Source organism: Natronobacterium gregoryi SP2 (assembly GCF_000230715.2).
GTDB lineage: Archaea > Halobacteriota > Halobacteria > Halobacteriales > Natrialbaceae > Natronobacterium > Natronobacterium gregoryi.
This window is the reverse complement of the sequence record NC_019792.1, coordinates 586,460-609,975: the sequence shown is the minus strand read 5'-3', so window position 1 is coordinate 609,975 and position 23,516 is coordinate 586,460. Positions and strand designations below refer to the sequence as shown.

Here is a 23,516-nt window from a genome sequence, read left to right as displayed (position 1 = left end):
ACGTGACGGTTGTCGACCGTGCAATTGACGGTTCACTCACGACGAACTGCGGGAACGCTTTTCAATTCGCCACGTGAACAGAAAAACGAATGCAACTCGAAGATCATGCCGAGGAACTCGCCTCCGACCTCGGCGTCGACAAAGAGGAGGTCACGTCCGACCTGCAAAATCTGGTAGAGTACAGCGTTCCGATCGACGAGGCCAAACGGAGTCTCCGACGGAAGTACGGCGACGGCTCCACCGGCGGTGGCGACGCTCCGTCGTCCAAAGACGTCGCCGACGTCGCGCCCGAAGACGGCAACGTCACAGTGACCGGCGTCGTCCTCACCGCGGGCAAACGATCGATCCGGTATCAGGGCGACGACCACGTCATCGTCGAAGGGCGACTCGCCGACGAGACCGGCGTCATCGACTACACGTCCTGGGAGGACTTCGGGCTCTCGCCGGGCGATACAATCACCGCGGGCAACGCCTCCGTCCGCGAGTGGGACGGCGAACCCGAACTGAACCTAGGCGAGAGCACCTCGCTCTCCGTCGAGGAGGAGTCGCTCGAGGTTCCCTACGGAATCGGCGGCAAGGCCGACCTCGCCGACCTCCAGACCGGCGACCGGGCGGCCGACATCGAGGTCGCCGTCCTCGAGTGCGAGCGTCGGACCATCGACGGTCGCGACGGCGAGACCGAGATCTTGAGTGGCGTCTTCGGCGACGAGAGCGGTCGCCTGCCGTTTACGAACTGGGAGCCCGCTCCGGAGATCGAGGAAAGAAACACAGTCCGCATCGAGAACGCCTACGTCCAGGAGTTCCGCGGCGTTCCCGAGGTCAACGTCTCGGAGTTCTCGACCGTGACTGATCTCGAGCGCGAGATAGACGTCGGTGCTGATACGTCGACGATGGACGTCGGTGAGGCCGTCCGGACCGGCGGCATCTACGACGTCTGCGTCGTCGGCAACGTGATCGCTGTCCGCGACGGTTCGGGACTCATCCAGCGCTGCCCCGAGTGCTATCGCGTCATCCAGAAGGGACAGTGCCGGACCCACGGCGATGTCGATGGGATCGACGACCTCCGCGTGAAAGCCATCGTCGACGACGGCACCGGGACGCTGACTGCCGTCCTCGACGACGAACTCACCGAGCAGGTCTACGGCGGCACGCTCGAGGACGCCCTCGAACAGGCCCGCGAGGCGATGGACCAGGAGGTCGTCGCCGACCGAATCCGCGAGCGGATCGTCGGCCGCGAGTACTGCGTCCGCGGCCACCTCTCGGTCGACGAGTACGGCGCGAACCTCGATGCGGAGACGTTCGAGGAGAGCGACGACGATCCCGAAGCGCGAGCGCAGGAGTTCCTCGAGACAGTCGACGTCGATCCGACCGAACGCGAAAAGACGGAGGTGGACGCATGAGCGCCAACGACGAGGAGATCCCCGAACGGGAGATCGCCTACCGGCTGTTCGCAACGGAGTACGACGATGCCTCGCTGTCCTACGCCGAGAGCGACGAGGAACGCGCGCCAAACTACGTGATCTCGCCGACTGGCAGCCGGCTCAACCGTCTGTTCGTCGTCGGGACGCTCACCGAAGTGACGGCTGTCAACGACGAGATGGTTCGTGCGCGAGTGGTCGACCCCACGGGCGCGTTCGTCGTCTACGCCGGCCAGTACCAGCCAGACGAACTCGCGACCCTCGAGAACCTCGAGCCGCCGGCGTTCGTCGCGGTCACTGGCAAGGCACGGACCTTCCAGCCCGACGACTCAGACCAGGTCTACACCTCGATCCGCCCCGAGAGCATCGCGCCCGTCGACGCCGACACCCGGGATCGCTGGGTCGTCAGCGCGGCAGAAGAGACGCTCGACCGGATCGGCACCTACGCTGCCGCCGCGGAGCTAGAAGGAAGCGGCGACGAACTCGCCGAGACGCTCCGCGAGGCCGGCGTCGAAAACGGACTGGCCGCCGGCATTCCGCTCGCACGCGACCACTACGGGACGACCGCCACCTACCTCGCGGCCCTGCGAGACCGTGCGATAGAGGCCATCGAGGGTGTTGCCGGCGAGCGCGACCAGGTCGAACCGCTCGAGGTGACACCCGACGAGTCGCGTGCCGACGGCGTGAGCTGCCAGTCTCTCGCGGCACTCGGTGACCTCGAACTCACGCCGGTAGGCGCGGACGACGACGCCGAACAGTCGAGCGAACCGGTCGCCGCTACGACGGACCCAGACCAGGGAGGAACCGAAACGACAGGATCGATCGCAAGCGGTTCCGCGGCCGGAACGGCGGCAAGCCGTGACTCGAGTCAGCGCAACGACGGCGACGAGCCGGCCGAACTCGAGACAGTCGACGAGGCGGTGGGGACGGCCGACGGGGAGAGTGCAGACGACGGCGACGACGAACTCGAGGAGCGAGTGGACGACCTGGACACGGAATCCGGAGACGGCGACGACGAACCTGCCGGCGTCGACGCGGAATCTATGGACACTGGGATGTACGAGATGGACGACGAGGAACGCCAGCAGATCGAGCAAGAGTTCGGTGCCGAGTTCTCGACGGGTGCAGAGGTCGAGAGTCCCGGTGAAGCAGACATCGACGTTCCGAAGTCGGAACCGGAAGCCGAAGCCGAGACAGACGGCGACGACGACATCGGCGCTGCGCCGTCGTCGGGACTCGAAGACCCGGAAGACGAATCGGCTGCCGGAGACGGAGACGGAGACGGAGACGAAGACGAGAAACCGAACACAGAGACCGACGACGGGAGCGACGAAGACGTCGACCTCGAGGAGTACGTCGTCGAGACGATGACAGCACTCGACGACGGTGACGGTGCCGACAGGAGCGAACTCGTCGCCGCCGTCGCCGACGACCTCGACGTCGACGAGAGCGAGGTCGAGGATGCAATCCAGGGCGCACTGATGGGTGGGCAGTGTTACGAACCAAACGAAGAAACCCTGAAGCCGATCTGAGCCGTCTCGATGACCGACGACACGAGCGACAGCGCGGTTCGAGTCGAACCCGTTCCCGGCGAACCCGCCGCGACTGCGGCGGCCGGTGGTGACCGGCTCCTGCTCGTCGCCGACTATCACGCCGGCTACGAGGCTGGGCTCCGATCCGGACGCGGCGTCGACGTCCCGAGTCGCGCCCCGGACCGTCGTGAGCGATTGCTCGCGTTGCTCGAGCGCACAAATCCCGACCGGTTGGTCGTCCTCGGCGATCTCATGCACTCGATCGGCGACCCGGGTAGTGCCGAACGGGGCGAACTCGAGGTGTTGTTCGAGTCGTTTCCCTCGACGCTGTCGGTGACGGTCGTCAAGGGTAACCACGATGGCGAGATCGAGACGTGGCTGGTTGACGGGAGCGAGCACGGCGACGGCCCTGGAGAGGTGACTGTCGTTCCAGGCGACGGGATCGCTATCGACGGCCTCGGCGTCTGCCACGGCCACACCTGGCCCGCCCGCGAGGTACTCGAGAGTGACGTAGTCTGTCTCGGTCACGAACACCCCTGCGTTCGCCTCGAAGACGAGGTCGGCGGGAGCCGCGTCGAGCGAGCGTGGCTTCGCGGACGGGCCGATCCGGTAGCGTTTCGCGATCACGACCGGTACGGCGATGGCGTCGTGCCGCTGTGGCTCGAAGACGACGCCCGTTCGCAGCCTCGACTGGTCGTGCTGCCGGCGTTCAACGATCTCGTCGGCGGGACGTGGGTGAACCTCTCCGATCAGTCGTTTCTCGCACCGTTTCTCCCTGGCGCGCTCGCAGACGGTGAGGCCTACCTGCTCGACGGAACGCGACTCGGGCCGTACGACGCGATCTGAACGCTCGAGAGATCGGAATAAATCATAGGTGTGTCGCCAGATTCTCATCGCGTGGGAGCCAAAACGGGGCGTTAGGGCTGCCGGAGTCGAACGGTTCACCGACGGCCGATGACACACCACGACGCCGACTCGCGACCGTCGCTCGTCGCTCCCATCCAGTTGGTCGGAGAGAAGTCTGCAACGCTAGACGGCGAAACGCTCGACGAACTCCCCGTCGAAGAGCGAACGATCGAGGTCGTCTGCTCTACCGGCGACCGCTACACCGATCGCTGGAAAGGTGTTCCGTTCTTCGAACTGCTCGAGACCGAAGCGGCGACGACAGCCTCGTTCCCGCCCGAAACGACCCATTTCCTGGTCGAATCGGAAGACGGCCAACGCGGCTGTATCGCCATCGAGGATACGTTCGACGCACTGCTCGCGTTCGGACGGAACGGACAGCCGCTACCGGAGGCAGCAGGGTATACGTCGCGGTTCGTCGCACCAGACGTCCTCGGTCCGCGAACGGTCAAGAACGTCGCTTCTATCGAGGGAAAGAAACTCGACCCCGGGGAAGATCCCGAATCCTACGAGCGGTTGCTCGAGATGGAGGGGACAGACGATGAAAGCGAAGACACGGCGGAAGTAGAGCCGACGTGATCGCTTCGTCACCGGTCCCGGCAAGCCGACCTGTCGTTTTGTTCTGGCGCCGAGTCGGACGCGTCACAGGATGCTGTTTCGAGGGACGAGGTCGCACCCGGCAGCGTCCATGTGACCGTGTCCGGTGACGACGGCCTGATCGTAGAGTCGCCCCACGTTCGGACGACCGCGAGGGTGAACCGTTCGACTCGCGGGGAGTTTGCTATCGACACGGGGTCGCCGTTACTAATCACCTCGTCGTCAGACCGTGATCGACGAAAACTGACTACAGCGGCCGGACGAGTCCAGCGTTGACCGCTACAGCCCCCGCTGTGGAACCGAGTGACCCCGAAACGTCATCTCGAAGGCGAGTGGCGAAGACGCTATCAGTTTCCACTCAGCCACTCCGAGAAGGCCTCGAGAACGTCGAGGTACTCGACGATTCCGAGGTACAGCGAGACGACCAGCACGATGATGATCGGCACGCGGATCGCCCACACCCATGCCTGGGCGGTCGTTCCGAGGTCCCCGATCCCTTTCTCGAGTTCGTCGACGGCTGCTTTCGGCGCGACCCAGCCGACGAGGACCATCACCATCAGCGCACCGAAGACCAGCAGGACGGCGTCGATGAAGCCGTCGTACACCTCGAGGAAGATGATGTCGTACGTCACTGGCAGCCCGATCAGGTAGATCAACACGCCTACGCCGGTCGCGGCTTTCCACCGTTCGATGCCTTTCTCGTCGATCGCGTAGGACGTGACGACCTCGAGCAGCGAGATGGCACTCGAGAGTGCGCCGATGACCACGGTGCCGAAGAAGACGAGACCGAGGATTTGCCCGCCGGTGATGTTGGCGAACGCTTCGGTCATTCCGACGAAGATCGTGAGCGGTCCGCCCTCGTCGGGCTGGATGTCTCCAGCGAAGAAGACGGGGAAGACGACGAGTCCGGCGAGGAACGCGATCCCGGTGTCGAAGCCGATGATCGTCACGCCGTCTTTAGCCAGGTTGCGGTCTTCTCTGAGATACGAGGCGTAGGTGATCATCACACCCATCCCGAGCGAGAGCGTGAAGAACGCTTGTCCAGCAGCGGCCGGAAGCAGTTCGGTCCAGTTGGCGGTGATCGCGCCGACCTCCGGGGAAAGGTAGTACGAGTAGCCAGCGCCTGCACCCTCGAGTGTGAACGCCCAGACTGCAAGGCCCACGAGGAGGACGATGAGAGCTGGCACCATGACCTTCACGGCGAGTTCGATCCCCTGCCGGATGCCGAGCGCGACGATTCCGATGGTCAACGCCATGAAGACCGTGTGGAGTATCACCGACTCCATCCCGAACGAGATGTCGAAGAACATGGCCTGGGCGTCACCGTTGTAGCTGGTGAGGTGGGACGCGTAGCTTCCGCGGAATCCTTCGAGGAAGTAGCGGATGAACCAGCCGGCGATGACACTGTAGTACGACAGGAGCACGACGCCGATGAGGACGAAGATGCCACCGACGTACTTCCAGGCGTTACCTCCGTACGCGACCAGTGCACCAACCGGATTCCGCTCGGCTTTTCGGCCGATAACGAACTCTGCCAGGATCGCCGGGAAACCGATGAGTGCGATGAACGCCAGATACATGACCAGAAACGCTGCACCGCCTCCATCGGCCGTTGCGAACGGGAAGCGCCAGATATTCCCCAGTCCGACTGCGCTGCCGACGGCAGCCAGTATGAACCCTGTTCTCGTTGCCCATGACTCACGTTGTGCCATACCTAACCACTATCAAAACACCCTCATATATAGCTTTCGTACCGAATAGTATCTGCCAATACGACAGTTAGTAATTCCTATGCGGTTACGGAATCCTTTTCATAATGGTCGTCACACAACGGCGTATGCAATCGACTGGGGTGGTCCCACCGTGACGATGGAAGACCGCATCGACGAACTCGAGGGACTCCGCGAAGAGGCCCGTCTCGGCGGCGGAGAAGAGCGCATCGAGAGACAACACGAGAAGGGCAAGATGACTGCCCGGGAGCGAATCGACTACTTCCTCGACGACGGCACCTTTACCGAGTTCGACCAGCTCCGCACTCACCAGACGAGCCAGTTCGGGATGGAAGAGAAGAAGATTCCCGGTGACGGCGTCGTGACCGGCTACGGGGAGGTCGACGGTCGGACGGTGTTTGTCTTCGCACACGACTTTACCGTCTTCGGTGGCTCGCTCGGTGAAGTGTTCGCAGAGAAAATCTGCAAGGTCATGGACATGGCGATGGAGGTCGGTGCACCTATCGTCGGGCTGAACGACTCCGCCGGTGCCCGCATCCAGGAGGGCGTCAAGAGTCTGGCCGGCTTTACCGAGATTTTCCGCCGGAACCAGGAGGCAAGCGGCGTCGTTCCCCAGATCTCGTCGATCATGGGGCCGTGTGCCGGCGGCGCGGTCTACTCGCCGTCGATTACCGACTTCATTTTCATGGTGAAAGACACGAGCCACATGTACATCACCGGGCCGGGCGTCACCGAGACGGTGACCGGCGAGGAGGTCACTCACGAAGAGTTGGGTGGTGCGATGACTCACGCGAACAAGACCGGCGTCGCCCAGTTCGCCTGCGAGAGCGAAGAGCAGGCCCTAGACGACATCAAGCGGCTTCTCTCGTATCTCCCGCAGAACAACGTCGAGGACCCGCCACGCGTCGAACCCTGGGACGATCCGGACCGTCGAGACGAGCAACTCAACGACATCGTCCCACCGAGTCCGCAGAAACCCTACGACATGGTCGACGTCATCGACAGCGTCGCCGACGAAGGCTCGTTCTTCGAAGTCGCCGAGAACTTCGCACAGGAACTCGTCGTCGGCTTCGCTCGCCTCGACGGCCGCTCGGTCGGTATCGTCGCCAACCAGCCACGCGTCAACGCCGGCACGCTCACCGTCGACTCCTCGATGAAGGGCTCGCGGTTCGTCCGCTTCTGTGACTCCTTTAACATCCCGATTGTCACCTTCGTCGACGTTCCCGGCTACATGCCCGGTACCGACCAGGAACACCGCGGCATCATCCGCCACGGCGCGAAACTCCTCTACGCGTACGCTGAGGCGACCGTCCCACTGTTGACCGTCATCACACGGAAAGCCTACGGCGGTGCCTACTGCGTCATGGCTTCGAAGAACCTCGGTGCCGACGTCAACTACGCGTGGCCGACAGCCGAGATTGCCGTCATGGGGCCACAGGGAGCCGTCAACATCCTCTACCGGGACGAACTCGCAGAGGCAGACGACCCCGACGCCCTGCGAGACGAACTCATCGAGGAGTACCGCGAGGAGTTCGCAAACCCCTACACGGCGACGGACAAAGGCTTCCTCGACGACGTCATCGTTCCCACAGAGACCCGTCCACGACTGATCGACGACCTCGAGATGCTCGAGACGAAACGCGAACAGAACCCGGACAAGAAACACGGCAACATCCCGCTGTGATATGACCGAACGCGACTCAAAACTCGAGGAGACCGAAAATCGTTCCAACGCGACCGACGGCGGAACGGCACCGAAAACCCCTGGAACCGTGGACTCGGTATCTGGGGCGACAACTCCCCAGACTGGACTGCCGTCGATCGTCTCGCTCGAGTTGCCCGACGACGCCGACGACGAGGAAGCAGCGGCGATCGTCGCGTCGATCGGCGCACATCTCCACGACCAGGCGCTGGCTGTTGCCGCCGCGGCAGCCGAGAGCGAGGAGACGTGGGACGAGAAACGATGGGCTTTCGCGGGTCGGGTTCACGCCCAGCAGGGCCAGCGGGTCCGGGTACCACAGAACGCGCCGACAGACGCGTGGTCGGCTGCAGGGCGGACAGATCGGTTCTAGGAGCGTTTTTGTGTCGGAACGTGCGACTCGAGCCGTAACAGATCGGTGCCACCCCCACCCCCGTGAATACCGGCCGGTTGCGAAAAAGTAAGGTAGTGGCCCGACGACAGTCTTCGCAGAAATGTTTCGGAAGGTCTTGGTGGCGAATCGCGGAGAGATCGCCGTCAGAGTGATGCGAGCGTGTGAGGAGCTAAACATCAGTACCGTCGCAATCTACTCCGAGGCGGACAAGAATTCGGGCCACGTCCGGTACGCCGACGAGGCGTACAACGTCGGACCCGCTCGCGCGGCGGACTCGTATCTCGACCACGAGGCAGTTCTCGAGGCCGCACGAAAGGCCGACGTCGACGCGATTCACCCCGGCTATGGCTTCCTCGCGGAGAACGCCGAGTTCGCGAGCAAGGTCGAAGGAGCCGAGGGGATCACCTGGATCGGCCCCTCGAGCGACGCCATGGAAGCACTCGGTGAGAAGACCAAGGCCCGCACGATCATGGACGAGGCCGACGTGCCGATCGTTCCCGGCACGACCGATCCCGTCACCGACCCCGAAGCGGTCGAAGAGTTCGGCGAGAAATACGGTTATCCGATCGCGATCAAGGCCGAAGGCGGCGGTGGCGGCCGTGGCATGAAAGTCGTCCGGTCGGAAGACGAAGTCGAGGATCAACTCGAGAGCGCCAAACGAGAGGGCGAGGCCTACTTCGACAACGACTCGGTCTACCTCGAACGGTACCTCGAGAACCCACGACACATCGAGGTCCAGATCCTCGCGGACGAACACGGCAACGTCCGCCACCTCGGCGAGCGTGACTGCTCGCTGCAGCGTCGCCACCAGAAGGTAATCGAGGAAGGCCCCTCCGCTGCACTCACGGACGAACTCCGCGAGGAGATCGGTGAGGCCGCCCGTCGGGGCGTCGCCACAGCAGACTACACCAACGCCGGCACCGTCGAGTTCCTCGTCGAGGAATCACCCGGTCGAGACGGCCCGCTCGGTCCGGACACGAACTTCTACTTCCTCGAGGTCAACACCCGCATCCAGGTCGAACACACCGTTACCGAGGAGATCACGGGCTACGATATCGTCAAGCGCCAGATTCGGATTGCGGCGGGCGAGGAGATCGACTTCGACCAAGCCGACGTCGAGTTCGACGGGCACGCGATCGAGTTCCGGATCAACGCCGAAAACGCAGCCAACGACTTCGCACCCGCGACCGGCGGGACACTGGAGACCTACGACCCGCCTGGTGGGATCGGCGTCCGACTCGCCGACGCACTCCGGCAGGGTGACGAACTCGTCACCGACTACGACTCGATGATCGCGAAACTGATCGTCTGGGGCGAAGACCGCAACGAGTGTCTCGAGCGATCGCTGCGTGCGCTGCGGGAGTACGAAATCGAGGGAATCCCGACGATCATCCCGTTCCACCGACTGATGTTGACCGATGAGGAGTTCGTCGCGAGCACGCACACGACGAAGTATCTCGACGAAGAGATGGATCACAGTCGCATCGAGAACGCCCAACAGCAGTGGGGCAGTGATACCACGAGCGAAAGTGACAACGAAGACACAGTCGAACGCGAGTTTACCGTCGAAGTAAACGGCAAACGGTTCGAGGTCGAACTCGAGGAACACGGAGCCCCGGCGATTCCGGCCGGTGACATCGACGCCAGCGGTGGCGGCCAGGCTGGTCCACCACAGCCAGCTGGCGGCGACAGCACCAGCGGTGCCGACGTCGCCGGTGACGGCGAAACTGTAGACGCAGAGATGCAGGGAACCATCCTCGACGTCGAAGTCGAAGAAGGAGACGAAGTTGCGTCCGGCGACGTACTGGTCGTTCTCGAGGCGATGAAGATGGAAAACGACATCGTCGCCTCGAGAGGCGGCACCGTCACCGAGATAGCCGTCGAGGAGGATCAAAGCGTCGACATGGGCGACGTACTCGTCGTCCTCGAGTAGCGCTTCTCACCGAACATATTCGCCATGGAGCCGACACTGGAGCAGACCCAACGCGGAATCGCACGCGGACGTGTGTAAAAGGCACGGGCGTCAAACACGCCGTTCCCGCCTGCAACGTCCGATAGTCGCGCCATCGGCATCGGCAGCTATCCCCCTCGACCAATCGCTACCGGCGGTCCACGCTTGGGGCGGCATTAGTGCTTTGGCAAGCCTGAACGGATGAGTGAAACCGAATACAGTCGTCTGGGTTCACTCAGCAGTCGACGCTTGGCAGAGTACTAGTAGCGTCCCAAGTCTACTCTGACTAGTGCGCTCTACTCCTGATCGAGAATCGTGATCGGTTTGGGCCAACCCTCAACTGAGCGTGTCATAGAACGATTCCCACACTATGGTCTCTTTCCGATCATTATAGAAGAATACTGCCTTAGAGATTCGTGCACTCGGTGCACGGCGATAAAAGACGTTTAGAGAGTACCTTTTCGTTTCCGAATACGCTCTTCTGTAGGAGATTGTTGATACTGCTCAGCTGTCGCTGTAGAATCGAAGAGAGCAAGGACACCGCGTCAGCGGTGTCCGTTAGGCATGATCCCGCTAGATGTGTTTGGGTCGGAATCGGTCGCAACGGACCTGTTAGAGCAGGTTCGCTGGCGTAACGGTGTTACTTGCCCTCGCTGCCGTTCTGACCTGACGGTCAAGAACGGCAGCTATGGGCACTTTCAGCGCTATCTCTGTAAGAATTGCGACCGCACGTTCAACGACAAGACCGGCACAATCTTCGCCCATTCGAAAGTCGCACTCAGAAAGTGGCTGTTCTCGATTTACGCGTTTCTCCGGTTTAACACGAGTCTTCGTCAACTTCAGATAGAGATCGACGTCCAGTACAAAACGATATATCAGCGCGTCGAGCGCTTCACGAAGGCGCTTGATGCACCTTCGCTTGACCTTGTCGGACCGGTCGAAATCGATGAAGTCTACGTTTCTGCAGGGCTGAAAGGCCGCGAGCGCGACCAAGAGTCGCGCTCGCGTGGCCTGTCCACGCGTGGGCGAGGAACGTACGAGCAGGACAAACCGCCGGTGTTCACGATCGTCGATCGTGGCACCGGCGACCGATACGTGATCCCAGCGAAATCAGCCGACGAATCGACGATTCGGCTCCTTCTCGAAAACCGTCAGAAGGAGCCACTGACCGTCTACACTGACGGATTTCGTGCCTACGATCCACTGGCCGAGGACGACGCATTCGACCGCGAATACGTCGTCCACGGCGACGGCGAATACGCCAACGAAAACGTACACGTCAACACCTGCGAGAGCCACGGATCGCTGCTGCGACCGTGGCTCTCGCCTCATCGAGGCATCTCAAAAGACAAGCTCACACAGTATCTCCGAGCGTTCCAACTTCGACGAAAGCTACTGCGGAAACCAGGGAGAGAAGCGCTCAAACACGCTATCAAAGCGACGCTATGAGATCAACAAAGTGCTACACAAGAGCGTTGGACATAGAGCATCCGCCGTTTCCCGCTTCAACTCCCTAGTTCTGACGGTCGAAGTCTATGCAGTCATGCGATTCACCAGAGCCAATTTGACCAATATGTCTGTGGATGAGATTCACAAATTTCATTTAGAACAACTTCATGACAGCTACCAGTAGAATTGATTGGCGCCCCATTACCGGCTTCAGTTGCTCTGAACGATCATCACAGTTGAGATTGGATCAAAACGTATGTTACATGCGTTCTCTGCCCCCAGCACGTATCATCTGTCATCCGGTAAGGATTTCAACAGAGTCGCCACTCCCGAACGACGCTTGCAAGAAGCCTGTTCCGATTCGTCGTCCCAGGAGAGTCGTCCGTCGTTCGCCTCGAAAACTGGCAGACAGGACGGGGCGGCCGCGAACGAACCACCCAGTAGTAGCAAAGCCACACGATCGGCTACCGCCACAGACGTGTCGGTACGGGCAGAAACCGCAGTTTTCCCTCGAGTCGGTCTCGGCTATTTAAGGGTTGACTAGTTCCAAGGTGTCACAGACGGCGGCCGCCGACTGACCGAGGACGGTGCTGGCTGACTCGAGGAAGAAACCTCGCCAGTGTGGCCGACGAACACGACGCCGCCGCTGGCGATTATTCGACGAACACGACGCCGCCGCTGGCGATTATTCGACGGACTCGAGCGCCACGGCTCCCGTGACGCCGTCTACGCGAGCACGGAGCGTCCCGGTGTCGGTCTCGAACGGAACGAGCCAGGTACCACTGATCTGGTGGAGGTCGTCGGCGACCGGAGTCTCCCCGTCGTCGCCACGGTCGGCGAGCGCTTCGCGAGCGAGGCGTTCTGCCTCGGCCTCGTCGTCGATACGGATCTCGTCGGTCAGTCGCACCGTCACGACGGGCGTCTCGGCCATCCGAACGACCCGTTCCGTCACGCTCCCAACGAGAACCCGGTCGAGGCCGGTCCGGCCCTGGGTCCCCATTACGATTGCGTCGATCCCCTGTTCGTCGGTGTACTTGAGGATGATCTCGTGTGGAACGCCTTGTTCGACCGCCGTCACGACGTCGACGTCTCGCTTTTTGGCTTCGAACGCGACGTATTCGGCCGCCCGCTGTGCTGCCGAGACCGCCGACTCGTCCTCGAGAGTACCGAGCGGCCCCTCTGGAACGACCGCCACCGTATGCACCGTCGCGTCGAACTGTGCTGCAAGTGCCAGTCCGTGTTCGATCGAGCGACGCGTATCGTCGCTCCCATCGGTCGGGATGAGGACGTCGTCGTACATTGAGCCGTATCTAAGGAGAGGAGTCTTATATACTCTCGAGTCGGCGATTCGTCGAGACTGATCGAAAGATAGTCGATGTTGACGGCGGTAACGTTGACAGTTCGATTTGTCACCACCGTAAATTCTTCTAGTACTCCGCCAAGTGTCGACTGATGAGTGAACTCAGATGACCGCATTCGGTTTCACTCATCTGTTCAGGCTTGCCAAAGCACTAGTCGTCGACGTGGCGACACGCGCGGGTCTGACGACCACCAACTCGTGGACGCAATCGACGCTCACGGGACAACCGCTGCGATCGGTTTCCAAGACCGGAGATGGCCTGTACCCAGCGGGGCGCGTTCGCCGCTACACCGGGCACCGTGGGTCCCAAAGCGGGCGATCCAGTCGTAACCGAGTTGGCGGCGGAGAAAATCCCGCTCTTTTTCCAGTCCGTCGTCGACTACCGAACATGGACGAACCCGATCTCTCGAGACAGACGGCGCTCGTGACCGGGAGTGCGAAAGGTCTCGGTCGCGAACTCCTCCTCGCAGCGGCCGACTGTGGAGCGAAGACGGCCGTTCACTACCACACGAGCGCCGATGCCGCCCACGAGGTCGCCGACGAGGCGGACGAGCGCGGAGCCGAGGACGTGATGACCGTTCAGGGCGACGTAACCGAACCCGAGAGTGTCGATGAGTTGTTTGCCGCAGTCGAGTCGGAGCTCGGTACCGTCGACGTTCTCGTCAACAACGTTGGCGACTTCGCGCCGACACACTGGGAGGAACTCACGTTCGAAGACTGGAGGCGTGTCTTCGAGACTAATCTCGACGGAACCTACCTCTGCTCGAGGCGAGCCCTCTCGGCGATGCGCGAGAACGGCTACGGCCGGATCGTCAACGTCGGCTACGCCTCTGCGGAGAAGGGACTGGTGAGCCCGAAGAATTTCCCTTATTTCGCCGCGAAAGCGGGTGTCCTGATGTTCACGCGGATGCTCGCGGCCGACACGCAGGACGACGGTATCACTGTCAACGCTATCTCCCCGTACGTGGTCGAAAACTCCGACGAATTCCCCGACCAACTGCCACGGGGACGACCTGCACAGTACGAGGACCTGATTCAGCCGCTGTACTTCTTCCTCGATCCAGAGACCGGATACGTCAGCGGCGAGAACGTCGAGGTCGACGGCGGCTGGCTGCCCGAATCGGTGTAGTCGGCGTCGCCACTAACAGCCAGTGTGATCTGACCACAGGACAGCGGCGTCGGGATCGGGGTCGGGGTTTCATACGGTTTGCTGTCAGTCCGTTCCGGCGCGACCGCGCGTTCCTGTGGTCGCGTCGGTACATCGGGACAGCAGTCCGTCTCACACAGTGTCAGTTGCTACTGTCGTCGTCTCCATCTTCGCCGCTCGATTGTGACTCGAGCGTCGTCGCGACCTGTCTGGCTGCTCGATCTGCGACTCGAGATCGCTCTGAAGGGGTGAGCGTCGTGGGCATACTCAGTTCGGTTTGGAGACGCGCCAGGTGGTTGCAGACGTGTACGACCACTTCTCAATTTCTAACTCCTCGACGGAGTCTTGGAGCTGTACCATCAACGCACCGATCTCCTTGGGGGAGAGGTCTACGTCGTCGGCGATGAACTTGCCTTTGACGTAGAGGTCTCCCGACTGGCGCTCGAGTTCGTCTTTGAAGTACTCAACGAGTCGCTGTGCCTTCGTTGACTGGTGCTGGGTGGACGGAGTTGCGCTTGTGCTCATGATTACTTGGGAGTGTGGTTGTGACCGGTGATTGCACACGCACTGTACGCCGCGAAGAAACCGATCGTCGTCGAGAGCGTCATCGACGCAACGCCCGCCGCGAGCAACACGAGTCCGACGACCGGAAGCAGAACCGTCAGCCAGAAGGCGATCGCTCGAACCGGTAGAACGATAGACTCGCTCACGACAGACGCGATGCGTCGCACGACCGGTCCGGTGTGAGTGTCCACGTCTGAGATCGGCAACATAGTTCTTCTCTCGCTTCTACCTCTGTCCGCCGACCCCATATAAAGGATATATCGCTAGCCGTGATTCACCTGTTTTCACGAATAACAGATTTCGAACGACGTTTTACCCCTTTTTACGAATTCGCGAAACGGCCCCAAACACTCTTAGAAATTTCATAACCGTCGCTAACCTATTCTATTACGATTCGTCTACTGGTCAAAAACACACCCAATCGAACCGCGTTTCTCGCGTCATGTAGGCTCGATCCTCTTGCATTCTCCACACTACTGGAAAAACGAAATCAGAGCGTCTTCGGGAGAAACACTGCGGAGCGCTGACGCCGACCACTGGGAGACGGTGACGGGGAACCAGTCCGGACGGACAGCCGTTCGCCGGTACAGCGGTACAACAGACTGTCCGACCGTTGGCCGCCCCTCGAAGCGTCGGCTGTCTCGCGAAACCGATAAGAAATTCATAACGGGGGACAAACGACCGCCATGAACGTCGACTGGAGTCGGATTAGCCACATTACGAAGGTCGATCCCGCCAAATCACTTCCAGACGACCTCGAGGTACTCGAGGGAACCGACTTGATCATCGTCGGTGGCTCGGACGGCGTCACGGCCGAGAATACGCTCGAAACGGTCGAAGCGGTCGGTGACGCATATCCCGACCGCCCCGTCTGGCAGGAACCGTACAGCGCCGATCACGTCTCGACCGACACGATCGAAGCAGTCGACCACGTCTCCGTTCCGGCGGTCTACAACGGCAACCGGAAACACTTCGTCGGCAAGCACGTCGAACTCTTCACCGAAGTCGGGCAGAAGCCGGAAGAACTGTTCGGGTCGAGTCTGCCGGTCGTCGGCAACTTCGTCGCGTCGAAAGGTGCGTCTGTCGTCTCGACGCTTACCGAGAAAGTGGTCGGCGAGGGCTACGTGGTCCAGCATCTCGAGTCCGAGGCTGCAAACGTCGCCGGCGTCGACAGCAAGTATACGCCGGAGCAGGTCGCCGGTGCTGCACTCGCAACCGAGTCGTTCTATGGCTTTCCCGTCTTCTACGTCGAGTACTCGGGAACCTACGGTGGACCGGCGGACGTCGAGGCTGCGTCGACGTATCTCTCGGAGACGACGCTGCTGTACGGCGGCGGTATCGACAGCGCCGAGAAAGCGACAGAAATCCTCGAGGCCGGAGCGGACGCGATCGTCGTCGGTGACTGTTTCCACGAGGACCCCGAGCGGTTCAGAGAGACGATTCCAGCCTGACGACCGGGGAGTCGAACCGCTGGGACGGCGATAGTCAGTTCCCAGCCGTTCGCTAGTACCGTCCCAAGCGTGGACCGACTAGTTGAGAGTTGGCCCAAACCGATCACGATTCTCGATCAGGAGTAGAGCGCACTAGTCAGAGTCGACGGTTGGGACGGTACTAGAACGAAAGGATCACCGAGGATCGTCCCGCGTACTCGACCGTATCGTACGGCCGAACGCGTATCTAGAACGTTTCCTCGATGATTTCGCCGACTGCGAAGTTCGACTTGACTTCGGTGACTTCGATCTTGACCCGGTCGCCGACATCGGCACCCGGAACGATGATGACGTAGCCACGTTCGACGCGGGCGATTCCGTCGCCTTGCTTGCCGATGTCTTCGATCTCGACGTAGCGCGTTTCGCCGACGTCGACCGGAGGTTGCGGCTCGGATGGTGCACTCTGTGGCTGTGTCGAGGCGGTCTCTCCGCTACCGTCGGTTGCCTCGTCACGCGAGATGAGTGCGACCCGGTACACTTCCTCTGGATCGATGTCGCCGGTCTCCACTTCCTGCCGTGGTACTTCGATAACGTACCGATCCTCCTCTGCCGAAACTTCCGTACTGAACAGACACAGGAGTTTTTCAGATATTTCCACAGGTAGACCCTCATCACTCTCTCTACGCCGCCTGCATAATAGAACTACCGACCGAGCACCGCATAGTTCGGCTGAACGTCGCCGACCACCGCTCGAGTGCGGCCGAAACTGACGGTTATAACCACTCGAGCGGTCGTGTTAGCGTACGGATTGTGGTAACCGACGTCCCGGTGCAACCACTTCGGGTCGTGTGTGGCGGAGACGACTGACGGGAAACCGCATCAATCGTCGTCAGCCAGTTCGACGGTCTCGGCCGTCGCGAGCCGTGAAAGGTCGATACCCGTTTCGGACTCGACTGTGCTGGCGTCTGCCACCGAATCGTACGGGCGGTTGACGACGATGTCGCCCGCCGTCCGGTCACCGATGCCCGGAATTGCAGTGAGTTCGTCCATCGACGCCCGGTTGACGTCCAGGGGATATGGGACGCCAGTGACCGAGCGGAAACCGTGGTCGACGACCGCGACGTCGACCGTTCGCTCGAGTTCACGCTCGCCCGGGATGCCGACGAGCAGTGGATACGTGCCCAGTTGCCGACCGAACGTCTTCCCATCCTGGTGGTACTCGAGGTGGACGTCCGGGAGTACGGTACCCGGCGGTGCGACGCGCCCGAGCATCGGGTTGTCGATTTCCTCGCGGATCTCTCGTTTGTAGCGTTTGAACAGTTTTTTGTGGTCGCGGGCGATTTCGGCACCGGTGTCGGACATATCGGTGCCCGAAAACGACATCACCTGACGGATGTTGACTCGCCGGAGCATGTACCCCTCGTCGGAGACGCGTTGCAGGAACTGGCGGTTTCGGTCGAAGGTCTCTTCGCGTTCGCCTTTGAGACCATGGAGGAGGTTGATCCCCGGCAGGAGCTTCGGGAGTCGGCGCGGAGCGTCGTCGCCAAACGAGGGACCGTCTCCTGGCGTTTCACCGGGACGCCATCCCGCCTCCTCGTTGACGATCCGGACTGCCTCGAAACACTCCTCGGTCGTGACGTTGAGGTTGTTCTCCTCCTGGACGACCGGGTCTGCTGACTCGAGTCCGAACGCGGCCGTGTCACCGGGCGTGTTGTGCTCGGCGATGATCCGGATTCCCTCGCGGGACTTCTCCGGCCACTCGACGATGGTGATCGGGTTCATGTTGTCGAGGTGGAGTGTCTCGAGGTCGGATGCGACTGTGCGAATCCCACTGTAGAGTTGCTTCAGTGCGTCGGGATTGGGGGCCTCGCCGTCGCCGCCGTAGGCGAGAATGTCGGCCTGGCGGCCGAGTCGGAAGTGTTTGACGCCGTAGTCCGAGAGGGCGTCGACTTCGCCGACGACTGTCGGCGGCGGCCGGAAGTCGGGGTTGCCATAGAGCGGCTCCGTACAGAACGAACACCGGTAGGCACAACCTCTGGAAGTCTCGAGTTCGGCGATGAGGTAGTCGGGGTGATTGGGATGTTGTTCGACGATGAATGCGCCGTCCTGGGCCCACCGCGAAACCTCGTCGATGTCGCGCATTCGATTGTTGAATCCCTCGAGGCCGTTCTCGACGAGGTCGAAGACGGCGGCTTCGACATCGCCTTTGGCGACGAAGTCGAAGTCGAGGTCCTGGCGTTCCGTCTCTGTAGCGCCTGCGTTCTCGTCGCCAACGCCGAACTTGACGGGCCCACCCATCAGGCTCGTTCCGCTTGCCGTCCAGGCGAGTTTTCGGACCTCGTCGGGTTCTGCCGGCGTGCCGCCGACGTACTTCCCGGGAACGGTCATCCCGCCCAGGTAGATCATGAGGTCGGCTTCGTCGACGTCGCGCCAGCGGTCGGGGTCGTCGCGCAGGCCGTCGATCGTGTGGTAGGTGAGTCGTTCGCGGGGAACGCCCGCGTCGATCAACGCCCCGGCGGTGTACCGTGGGTACGTCGAGACGTACGGCGGCACCCCGAAGTGTGCGGGTTCGTCGACGTAGCCGTCGACGATAGTTACCGACAGCTGTTCGGGGTCAGTCATACCGATCGATAGCGTTTCGAGCCGTAAAACGGTGACTACACGCGGTACTCGAACGCGGCGAGACGCGAGCCAAATGTTGATTAGCGGGGCGGTCGGTGTTTGAAACCGTATGCCACCGACAGCAGAGATCACGTGTACCGCACAGGACTGTTTTCTCGACATGTTCGAGAACCACTACACGTACGACGCTCCCGGCGAGTTCGACGTTTCGGACCTCTCTTGTCCCGTCTGTGGTGACACAGAGTGTCTGGAGCGAATCGACCTCTCGTAGCTCCTTTTATTGTAGCAGCGACATATTTTCGTGCGATGGATCACAATCGATAACAACGTGGCCCTCGTACGTTTTTATCCGGTATGTCCAGCGTGTACTGCCAGCGTTTCACTATCGACCTCGCCACCGATCCAGTCGCCTCCACGCGGTCGTCTTCGATCTCTGTCTCCACGGCGACCCTGACGACGCCGTTCCTGGCGGGTGACGAACCATGAGCCTGAAAGATGTCCGTAACTCGATTGGTAAAACGTTATATCGTGGCATCGGGCGCGCGAACGGCCGAATACAGAGCCATCGATCTCTTCCCGTCGACATACTCGAGGACGAGACGTCGTATCTCGTCGTCTTCGACGCTCCCGGTGCAGAGCCCGACGACGTTCAGGTACGATACCTCGAGGGCAACGTCAGGATTCGGATCGAACGCTTTCGGCAGTTTCGCGATCGCTACGAGATGCGGTTTCCCGGTCGCGGAATGACGCTGGGTGGGGAAGCCGAGTTGCCGTCGGACGCGATCGTCGACCCCGATGCGGGTACGGCGACGATCACCGAGACGGGCACGCTAAACGTCGAGATCCCGAAAGACAGGTCTCCAGACGCCACCGGTTCGTCCGACGCGACCGAAGAAAAACCACAGACGGACGTTCCAGCTAGCGACGGCTAAGACGGAGTGCCGTACCGACGTCCCGGTGCAACCGCCTGGATCGCGGGTGTGCCGGCACTGACCGACGAGAACCCATATGAGTCTGGTGTGGATGCGATCCGTTCTATCGCTCTCGCTCGTCACCTAACTGCATTCCTTCCGTCACCTCGAACGTCTCGCCGCCGTCGAACCGCGTCGGATCGAAGGCGTCGATCCCGTCTCCACCGAGGACTTCCATCGCAATCCGCTCGCCGACTGCCGGCGCACGCATGAACCCGTGGCCCTGGAATCCGGTTGCGACGTACACACCATCCTCGATTTCGCCGACCAGCGGGTCGCCATCCGGCGTCGACGTACAGAGACCTGCCCACGCCCGCTCGAGTTCCGGGTCTACGTCCGGAAGGCGATGTTGGACGCGCTCGAGGAGGTCCTCGGCGAACTCGTCGTTTGCCTTGCGGTCGTACCTGTCGGGATCGACTTCCCGGAGTTCGGTGCCGTCACCGGCCAGAATTCCGTCCGGGTGGGGACGAACGTAGAAACCCGCGGTCGCGTCGAAGCAAGTCGGCTCCTCGAGGTCGCAGTCGGCGACCAGCGCCTGGACGCGGTAAGGCTTCATCGGGATTTCGACGCCAGCATCCGCGAGCACTTGTTTCGTGTGTGCACCGGCTGTGACGAGCACGGCATCGACCTCTCGTTCGTCGCCACCCTCGGGAACGACGCGCGGTGGGTCGGTCCGGATCGCGACGGGAGTCTCTGCCTCGAGTTCGGCTCCAGCACCGTTTGCCCCGGCGGCGAGTGCGGCGGTGTACCTGGCCGGGTCGGTGTATCCCGCAGCGCCTGCGATTCCGGCGGCCTCGACGTCGTCGGTCCGGATCGAGTCGAACCGGTCTGCCAGCGCGTCGGCGTCCATCTCGAGGGCGACGACGCCGTGTTCTTGCATTCTCGTGACCTGATCGCGGATGGCATCTGCGCGTTCGTCACCGTCCTGGGCGAGCCAGACGTACGGACACTCGACAAACGGGAACGTATCGTCGCCCGAGAGGGTCCGGAACCGCTCGATCGCGTCGCTGGCGATTTCGGCGTCCAGTGGATCGGCGTAGGCATCGTAGCAGACGCCTGCGGCCCGGCCGCTCGCGCCGCTGGCGATTCCGTCGCGGTCGTACAGCGTCACGTCCGCGCCTGCGCGAGCCAGGTCGTAGGCTGCAGTCGCGCCGACTGCACCGCCACCAACGACGGCGACCTCGCGCTCGACGGACTCGTCGGTGAAGGCGTCGGCACCGACGGCGAGGTCGGGGTCCGAGTCGCCGTTCATTTGTGACCACGCGGCCAGCAGTCCTCCAGTGGACGTTCGACGAGCCAGTCGATCAGGGCAGAAAGTCGGTCACGGCCAGTTACGAACAGTTCTCTGCCCGCATCGGGGTCAGCCTGGGTCGGTCGTCCGACCGCACCGCTCTCCGAGAAGTCGAGCGTATCGAACCCGACGTTCGCTCCGTCGACGGACTTCCCCCAGCTCTCGCTGGCACCGTTCTCGGCGGCCTCGAGTTCGCCAGGATCGACGAGTTCCTCGTGGAGGTGCCACAGCAGGCTCGACTCCATTGCGTCGGCGTGGCCGCCTTCCTCGTCGAACAGGTCGTCGGCGAGGTCGTCGACGGCGTCCCACCAGTTCCACGGCGGGGCAAACGCCGTCCGTTCGTTCCGCAAGGTCCGTGCGGTCCGTCCGAGCGCAGCGCTGTTGCCGCCGTGGCCGTTGACGACGACGGCTTTACGGACACCGTGTTCGGCGACACTCGAGAGGGTCTCTGTGACGTAGCGTTCGAAGGTGCGGTCGGAGACGTACAGCGTCCCGTCGAACTGGCGGTGGTGTTCGCTCACACCGACCGGGATCGTCGGGAGCACGACCGCATCGCCGTCCTCGCGGTCGACCGCCGTCCGGGCGAACGCCTCGGCGGCCAGGTGGTCCATTCCCAGCGCCAGTGCGGGGCCGTGCTGTTCGGTACTCCCCGTCGGTAGCACCGCAACTTCGGCCGACTCGAGTGCGTCGGCGGCTTCACTCGTCGTCTGCTCGGCAAGCAGCGTCATGCCTCTTTCTGGAGAGCGGAGTGACTTATACTCTCGGACGGTCGGATTGAAGAAATCGGTCGTCGTCGGCCAGGTCAGCAGCCCGAAACCAGGGGTCAGTAACTAGTTCCGGTAGACGACTGGCCGGCTAGCTCACCTGGCTTTGATACAGCAGATGTGTGAGTGCCTTAGGCTTCTTCTTCGCCTTCTTCGCCTTCTTCGCCTTCTTCGCCTTCTTCACCTTCTTCGCCTTCTTCACCTTCTTCGCCTTCTTCACCTTCTTCGCCTTCTTCACCTTCTTCGCCTTCTTCGCCTTCTTCGCCTTCTTCGCCTTCTTCGCCTTCTTCGCCTTCTTCGCCTTCTTCGCCTTCCGCTTCGTCCGGATCTTCGCCGTCGGCATCGGCAGTCGCGTCGCCTTCTTCCTCAGGTTCGTCCGGATCTTCGTCGTCTGCACATCCCGCAAGTGCAACAGCACCGATGCTCCCTGCGGCTGCAAGAACCGTACGTCGATTAGCCAACGTCGAATCGTCGTTGTTTTCCATCATATATACCGGCTTTACGACGATATTGGGGGATAGATAAAATATCTGATGGCCGGAAAGTGGATGCGTGATACGGTATCATGAGTTATCCTATCGGGTTCGATATCATATCAAGAAGGCTGGAGGCGCTAGACTCGATCGACGCGCTCCGGCGGTTCGAACCCCGTCGAGAGCTCGAGCAACTGGACTAAAATCCGGCCGGTCGCGCCCCAGACGGTGTAGCCGTCGACGTGGAAGTAGTGGATGACGATGTCGCCGTAGTAGGGGTGGTCGCGCCGTTCGTACTCGTAATTCGTGGGATCGAGCAGTCCCGACAGCGGCAGGAAAACGATCTCGGCGACCTCGTCGTCGTCTCGGTCGTACTCACAGTCGGGAACCCGGGCGACGAAAGGAGTCACAGCGTACTCCGAGACCGTCCGAATGTCGTCGAGTTGGCCGACGACCTCGGCTTCGTCCGACTCGAGCCCGATCTCTTCGTTTGCTTCCCGAAGTGCCGTCTCGAGGATCGAGTCGTCGATCGGTTCGGCCCCGCCGCCGGGAAAGCTCATCTGGCCGGGGTGTTCACCGAGATGGTCGGCCCGCCTGGTAAACAGCAGATGCTGTTCGCCGTCGCGCTCGACGACTGGCGCGAGGATGGCTGCGTCGTGTTCCTGGTCGTCGATCTCGCGTGGCTCGTGTGTCGCGATCGGATCGAGGTTCAGCGTCGTCTCTGGCATAACTTACTCGAGCGCCGCTTCCAGTCGACTTCGCTCGTCCGCAAGATCGACCGGTGCCCAGGACTCGACGTCGTAGCTGACGTCGATCAGTTCCCGGATTCGGCCGTCGTCGACCGCTTCGATCGCGTCGGCGACGTCGTCGGCAAAGCAATCGCGGACCGACTCGCCTAACGTTTCCCGGTCGAGCCGGCGGCGTTCGATCTCGAGGATGTAGGGGATGTCTTCGGCGTCATCGGGAACGGCCGGGAACGCCGTCGGTCCGGCAACGAGCAGCGGGTCCGCCCCGTGCCAGTCGTCGTACTCGACGAGTGCAAACGACGCGAGTGCGTCGTCGATCGTCGTCTCCACGGCCGCTCCGTCGACCGACCCTCCGTCCGCCCGGAAGGCGGCTTCCGAGAGCGCACGATCGAGTTCCGCTCGGGTCAATCCACCGAACAGGTCGACCACGCCAGCAAGTTCGTCGGCGGTCGCCTCCATACGCGGCTACACGGGT

Annotated in this window: 24 protein-coding genes; 13 read left to right on the top strand and 11 right to left on the bottom strand. The window is 61.8% G+C overall.

The features are described 5' to 3' along the window. The first annotated feature begins 89 nt into the window (after positions 1-89). The 4 genes from NATGR_RS02915 to NATGR_RS02900 all read left to right on the top strand — a co-directional run bounded on the left by NATGR_RS02915 (position 90) and on the right by NATGR_RS02900 (position 4,432). Entirely contained in the window at positions 90-1,400 is a 1,311-nt protein-coding gene (locus NATGR_RS02915; RefSeq protein WP_005576114.1) for a Single-stranded DNA binding protein, read from the top strand. Beyond that, positions 1,397-2,950: a hypothetical protein gene (locus NATGR_RS02910; RefSeq protein WP_005576115.1), complete on the top strand. Its 1,554-nt coding sequence runs from the start codon at positions 1,397-1,399 to the stop codon at positions 2,948-2,950. The genes NATGR_RS02915 and NATGR_RS02910 overlap by 4 nt, the downstream gene beginning before the upstream one ends. 9 nt (positions 2,951-2,959) lie before the next feature. After that, positions 2,960-3,796, top strand: a complete 837-nt coding sequence (locus NATGR_RS02905; protein WP_005576116.1) for a metallophosphoesterase — start codon at positions 2,960-2,962, stop codon at positions 3,794-3,796. Between the two features lie 108 nt (positions 3,797-3,904). After that, the gene (locus tag NATGR_RS02900; protein ID WP_005576117.1) at positions 3,905-4,432 is read left to right on the top strand and encodes a molybdopterin-dependent oxidoreductase; all 528 of its coding nucleotides are present in this window, start codon (positions 3,905-3,907) and stop codon (positions 4,430-4,432) included. A gap of 365 nt (positions 4,433-4,797) precedes the next feature. On the opposite strand, the gene NATGR_RS02895 is transcribed toward NATGR_RS02900, so the two are convergent. After that, on the bottom strand, positions 4,798-6,162 hold the full coding sequence (locus NATGR_RS02895; RefSeq protein WP_015233265.1) for a sodium-dependent transporter: 1,365 nt from the start codon (positions 6,160-6,162) through the stop codon (positions 4,798-4,800). Between the two features lie 157 nt (positions 6,163-6,319). Between NATGR_RS02895 and NATGR_RS02890 the strand changes: the two genes are divergently transcribed. The 4 genes from NATGR_RS02890 to NATGR_RS02875 all read left to right on the top strand — a co-directional run bounded on the left by NATGR_RS02890 (position 6,320) and on the right by NATGR_RS02875 (position 11,673). Beyond that, entirely contained in the window at positions 6,320-7,864 is a 1,545-nt protein-coding gene (locus NATGR_RS02890) for an acyl-CoA carboxylase subunit beta (RefSeq protein ID WP_005576120.1), read from the top strand. A gap of 1 nt (position 7,865) precedes the next feature. Beyond that, positions 7,866-8,252, top strand: a complete 387-nt coding sequence (locus NATGR_RS02885; protein ID WP_005576122.1) for a hypothetical protein — start codon at positions 7,866-7,868, stop codon at positions 8,250-8,252. A gap of 121 nt (positions 8,253-8,373) precedes the next feature. Continuing rightward, complete coding sequence (locus tag NATGR_RS02880) at positions 8,374-10,206, top strand: acetyl-CoA carboxylase biotin carboxylase subunit (RefSeq protein WP_005576124.1); 1,833 nt, start codon at positions 8,374-8,376, stop codon at positions 10,204-10,206. 582 nt (positions 10,207-10,788) lie between these two features. Further along, the gene (locus NATGR_RS02875) at positions 10,789-11,673 is read left to right on the top strand and encodes an IS1595 family transposase (RefSeq protein ID WP_015233263.1); all 885 of its coding nucleotides are present in this window, start codon (positions 10,789-10,791) and stop codon (positions 11,671-11,673) included. 685 nt (positions 11,674-12,358) lie between these two features. Here the strand turns inward: NATGR_RS02875 and NATGR_RS02870 are convergent. Then, positions 12,359-12,973: a universal stress protein gene (locus tag NATGR_RS02870; protein WP_005576145.1), complete on the bottom strand. Its 615-nt coding sequence runs from the start codon at positions 12,971-12,973 to the stop codon at positions 12,359-12,361. 448 nt (positions 12,974-13,421) lie between these two features. Between NATGR_RS02870 and NATGR_RS02865 the strand changes: the two genes are divergently transcribed. Further along, on the top strand, positions 13,422-14,162 hold the full coding sequence (locus tag NATGR_RS02865; protein ID WP_005576147.1) for an SDR family NAD(P)-dependent oxidoreductase: 741 nt from the start codon (positions 13,422-13,424) through the stop codon (positions 14,160-14,162). A gap of 285 nt (positions 14,163-14,447) precedes the next feature. On the opposite strand, the gene NATGR_RS02860 is transcribed toward NATGR_RS02865, so the two are convergent. Next, complete coding sequence (locus NATGR_RS02860) at positions 14,448-14,705, bottom strand: DUF7123 family protein (RefSeq protein ID WP_005576149.1); 258 nt, start codon at positions 14,703-14,705, stop codon at positions 14,448-14,450. A 2-nt stretch (positions 14,706-14,707) separates the two neighbouring features. Beyond that, a complete protein-coding gene (locus NATGR_RS02855) occupies positions 14,708-14,890 on the bottom strand; it encodes a hypothetical protein (RefSeq protein ID WP_241430204.1) in 183 nt (60 codons plus the stop codon). Between the two features lie 540 nt (positions 14,891-15,430). On the opposite strand from NATGR_RS02855, the gene NATGR_RS02850 reads away from it, so the two are divergent. After that, positions 15,431-16,195 carry a heptaprenylglyceryl phosphate synthase gene (locus NATGR_RS02850; protein WP_005576153.1) on the top strand — a complete coding sequence of 255 codons (765 nt, stop codon included), beginning with the start codon at positions 15,431-15,433 and terminating at the stop codon, positions 16,193-16,195. 226 nt (positions 16,196-16,421) lie between these two features. Here the strand turns inward: NATGR_RS02850 and NATGR_RS02845 are convergent, their stop codons facing one another. Next, positions 16,422-16,832, bottom strand: a complete 411-nt coding sequence (locus tag NATGR_RS02845; RefSeq protein ID WP_005576155.1) for a TRAM domain-containing protein — start codon at positions 16,830-16,832, stop codon at positions 16,422-16,424. 221 nt (positions 16,833-17,053) lie between these two features. Next, positions 17,054-18,796 carry a radical SAM protein gene (locus NATGR_RS02840; RefSeq protein ID WP_005576157.1) on the bottom strand — a complete coding sequence of 581 codons (1,743 nt, stop codon included), beginning with the start codon at positions 18,794-18,796 and terminating at the stop codon, positions 17,054-17,056. 109 nt (positions 18,797-18,905) lie between these two features. On the opposite strand from NATGR_RS02840, the gene NATGR_RS19825 reads away from it, so the two are divergent. The 3 genes from NATGR_RS19825 to NATGR_RS02835 all read left to right on the top strand — a co-directional run bounded on the left by NATGR_RS19825 (position 18,906) and on the right by NATGR_RS02835 (position 19,728). Then, positions 18,906-19,067: a DUF7559 family protein gene (locus tag NATGR_RS19825; RefSeq protein ID WP_005576158.1), complete on the top strand. Its 162-nt coding sequence runs from the start codon at positions 18,906-18,908 to the stop codon at positions 19,065-19,067. A gap of 83 nt (positions 19,068-19,150) precedes the next feature. Then, positions 19,151-19,282: a hypothetical protein gene (locus tag NATGR_RS20385; protein WP_269459372.1), complete on the top strand. Its 132-nt coding sequence runs from the start codon at positions 19,151-19,153 to the stop codon at positions 19,280-19,282. Further along, on the top strand, positions 19,279-19,728 hold the full coding sequence (locus NATGR_RS02835; RefSeq protein WP_005576160.1) for an Hsp20/alpha crystallin family protein: 450 nt from the start codon (positions 19,279-19,281) through the stop codon (positions 19,726-19,728). Before NATGR_RS20385 ends, NATGR_RS02835 begins: the two co-directional genes overlap by 4 nt. A gap of 103 nt (positions 19,729-19,831) precedes the next feature. Here the strand turns inward: NATGR_RS02835 and NATGR_RS02830 are convergent, their stop codons facing one another. The 5 genes from NATGR_RS02830 to NATGR_RS02810 form a co-directional block, all read right to left on the bottom strand. Beyond that, positions 19,832-21,019 (bottom strand): NAD(P)/FAD-dependent oxidoreductase, encoded by a 1,188-nt coding sequence (locus NATGR_RS02830; RefSeq protein WP_005576162.1) that lies wholly within the window; start codon positions 21,017-21,019, stop codon positions 19,832-19,834. Then, entirely contained in the window at positions 21,016-21,786 is a 771-nt protein-coding gene (locus tag NATGR_RS02825; protein WP_005576164.1) for a creatininase family protein, read from the bottom strand. Before NATGR_RS02825 ends, NATGR_RS02830 begins: the two co-directional genes overlap by 4 nt. 167 nt (positions 21,787-21,953) lie before the next feature. After that, on the bottom strand, positions 21,954-22,283 hold the full coding sequence (locus NATGR_RS02820; RefSeq protein ID WP_161605742.1) for a hypothetical protein: 330 nt from the start codon (positions 22,281-22,283) through the stop codon (positions 21,954-21,956). A gap of 152 nt (positions 22,284-22,435) precedes the next feature. Beyond that, on the bottom strand, positions 22,436-23,023 hold the full coding sequence (locus NATGR_RS02815; protein ID WP_005576168.1) for an NUDIX hydrolase: 588 nt from the start codon (positions 23,021-23,023) through the stop codon (positions 22,436-22,438). Positions 23,024-23,026: 3 nt separating this feature from the next. Then, positions 23,027-23,500: a DUF7109 family protein gene (locus NATGR_RS02810; protein ID WP_005576169.1), complete on the bottom strand. Its 474-nt coding sequence runs from the start codon at positions 23,498-23,500 to the stop codon at positions 23,027-23,029. Positions 23,501-23,516: the final 16 nt, after the last annotated feature.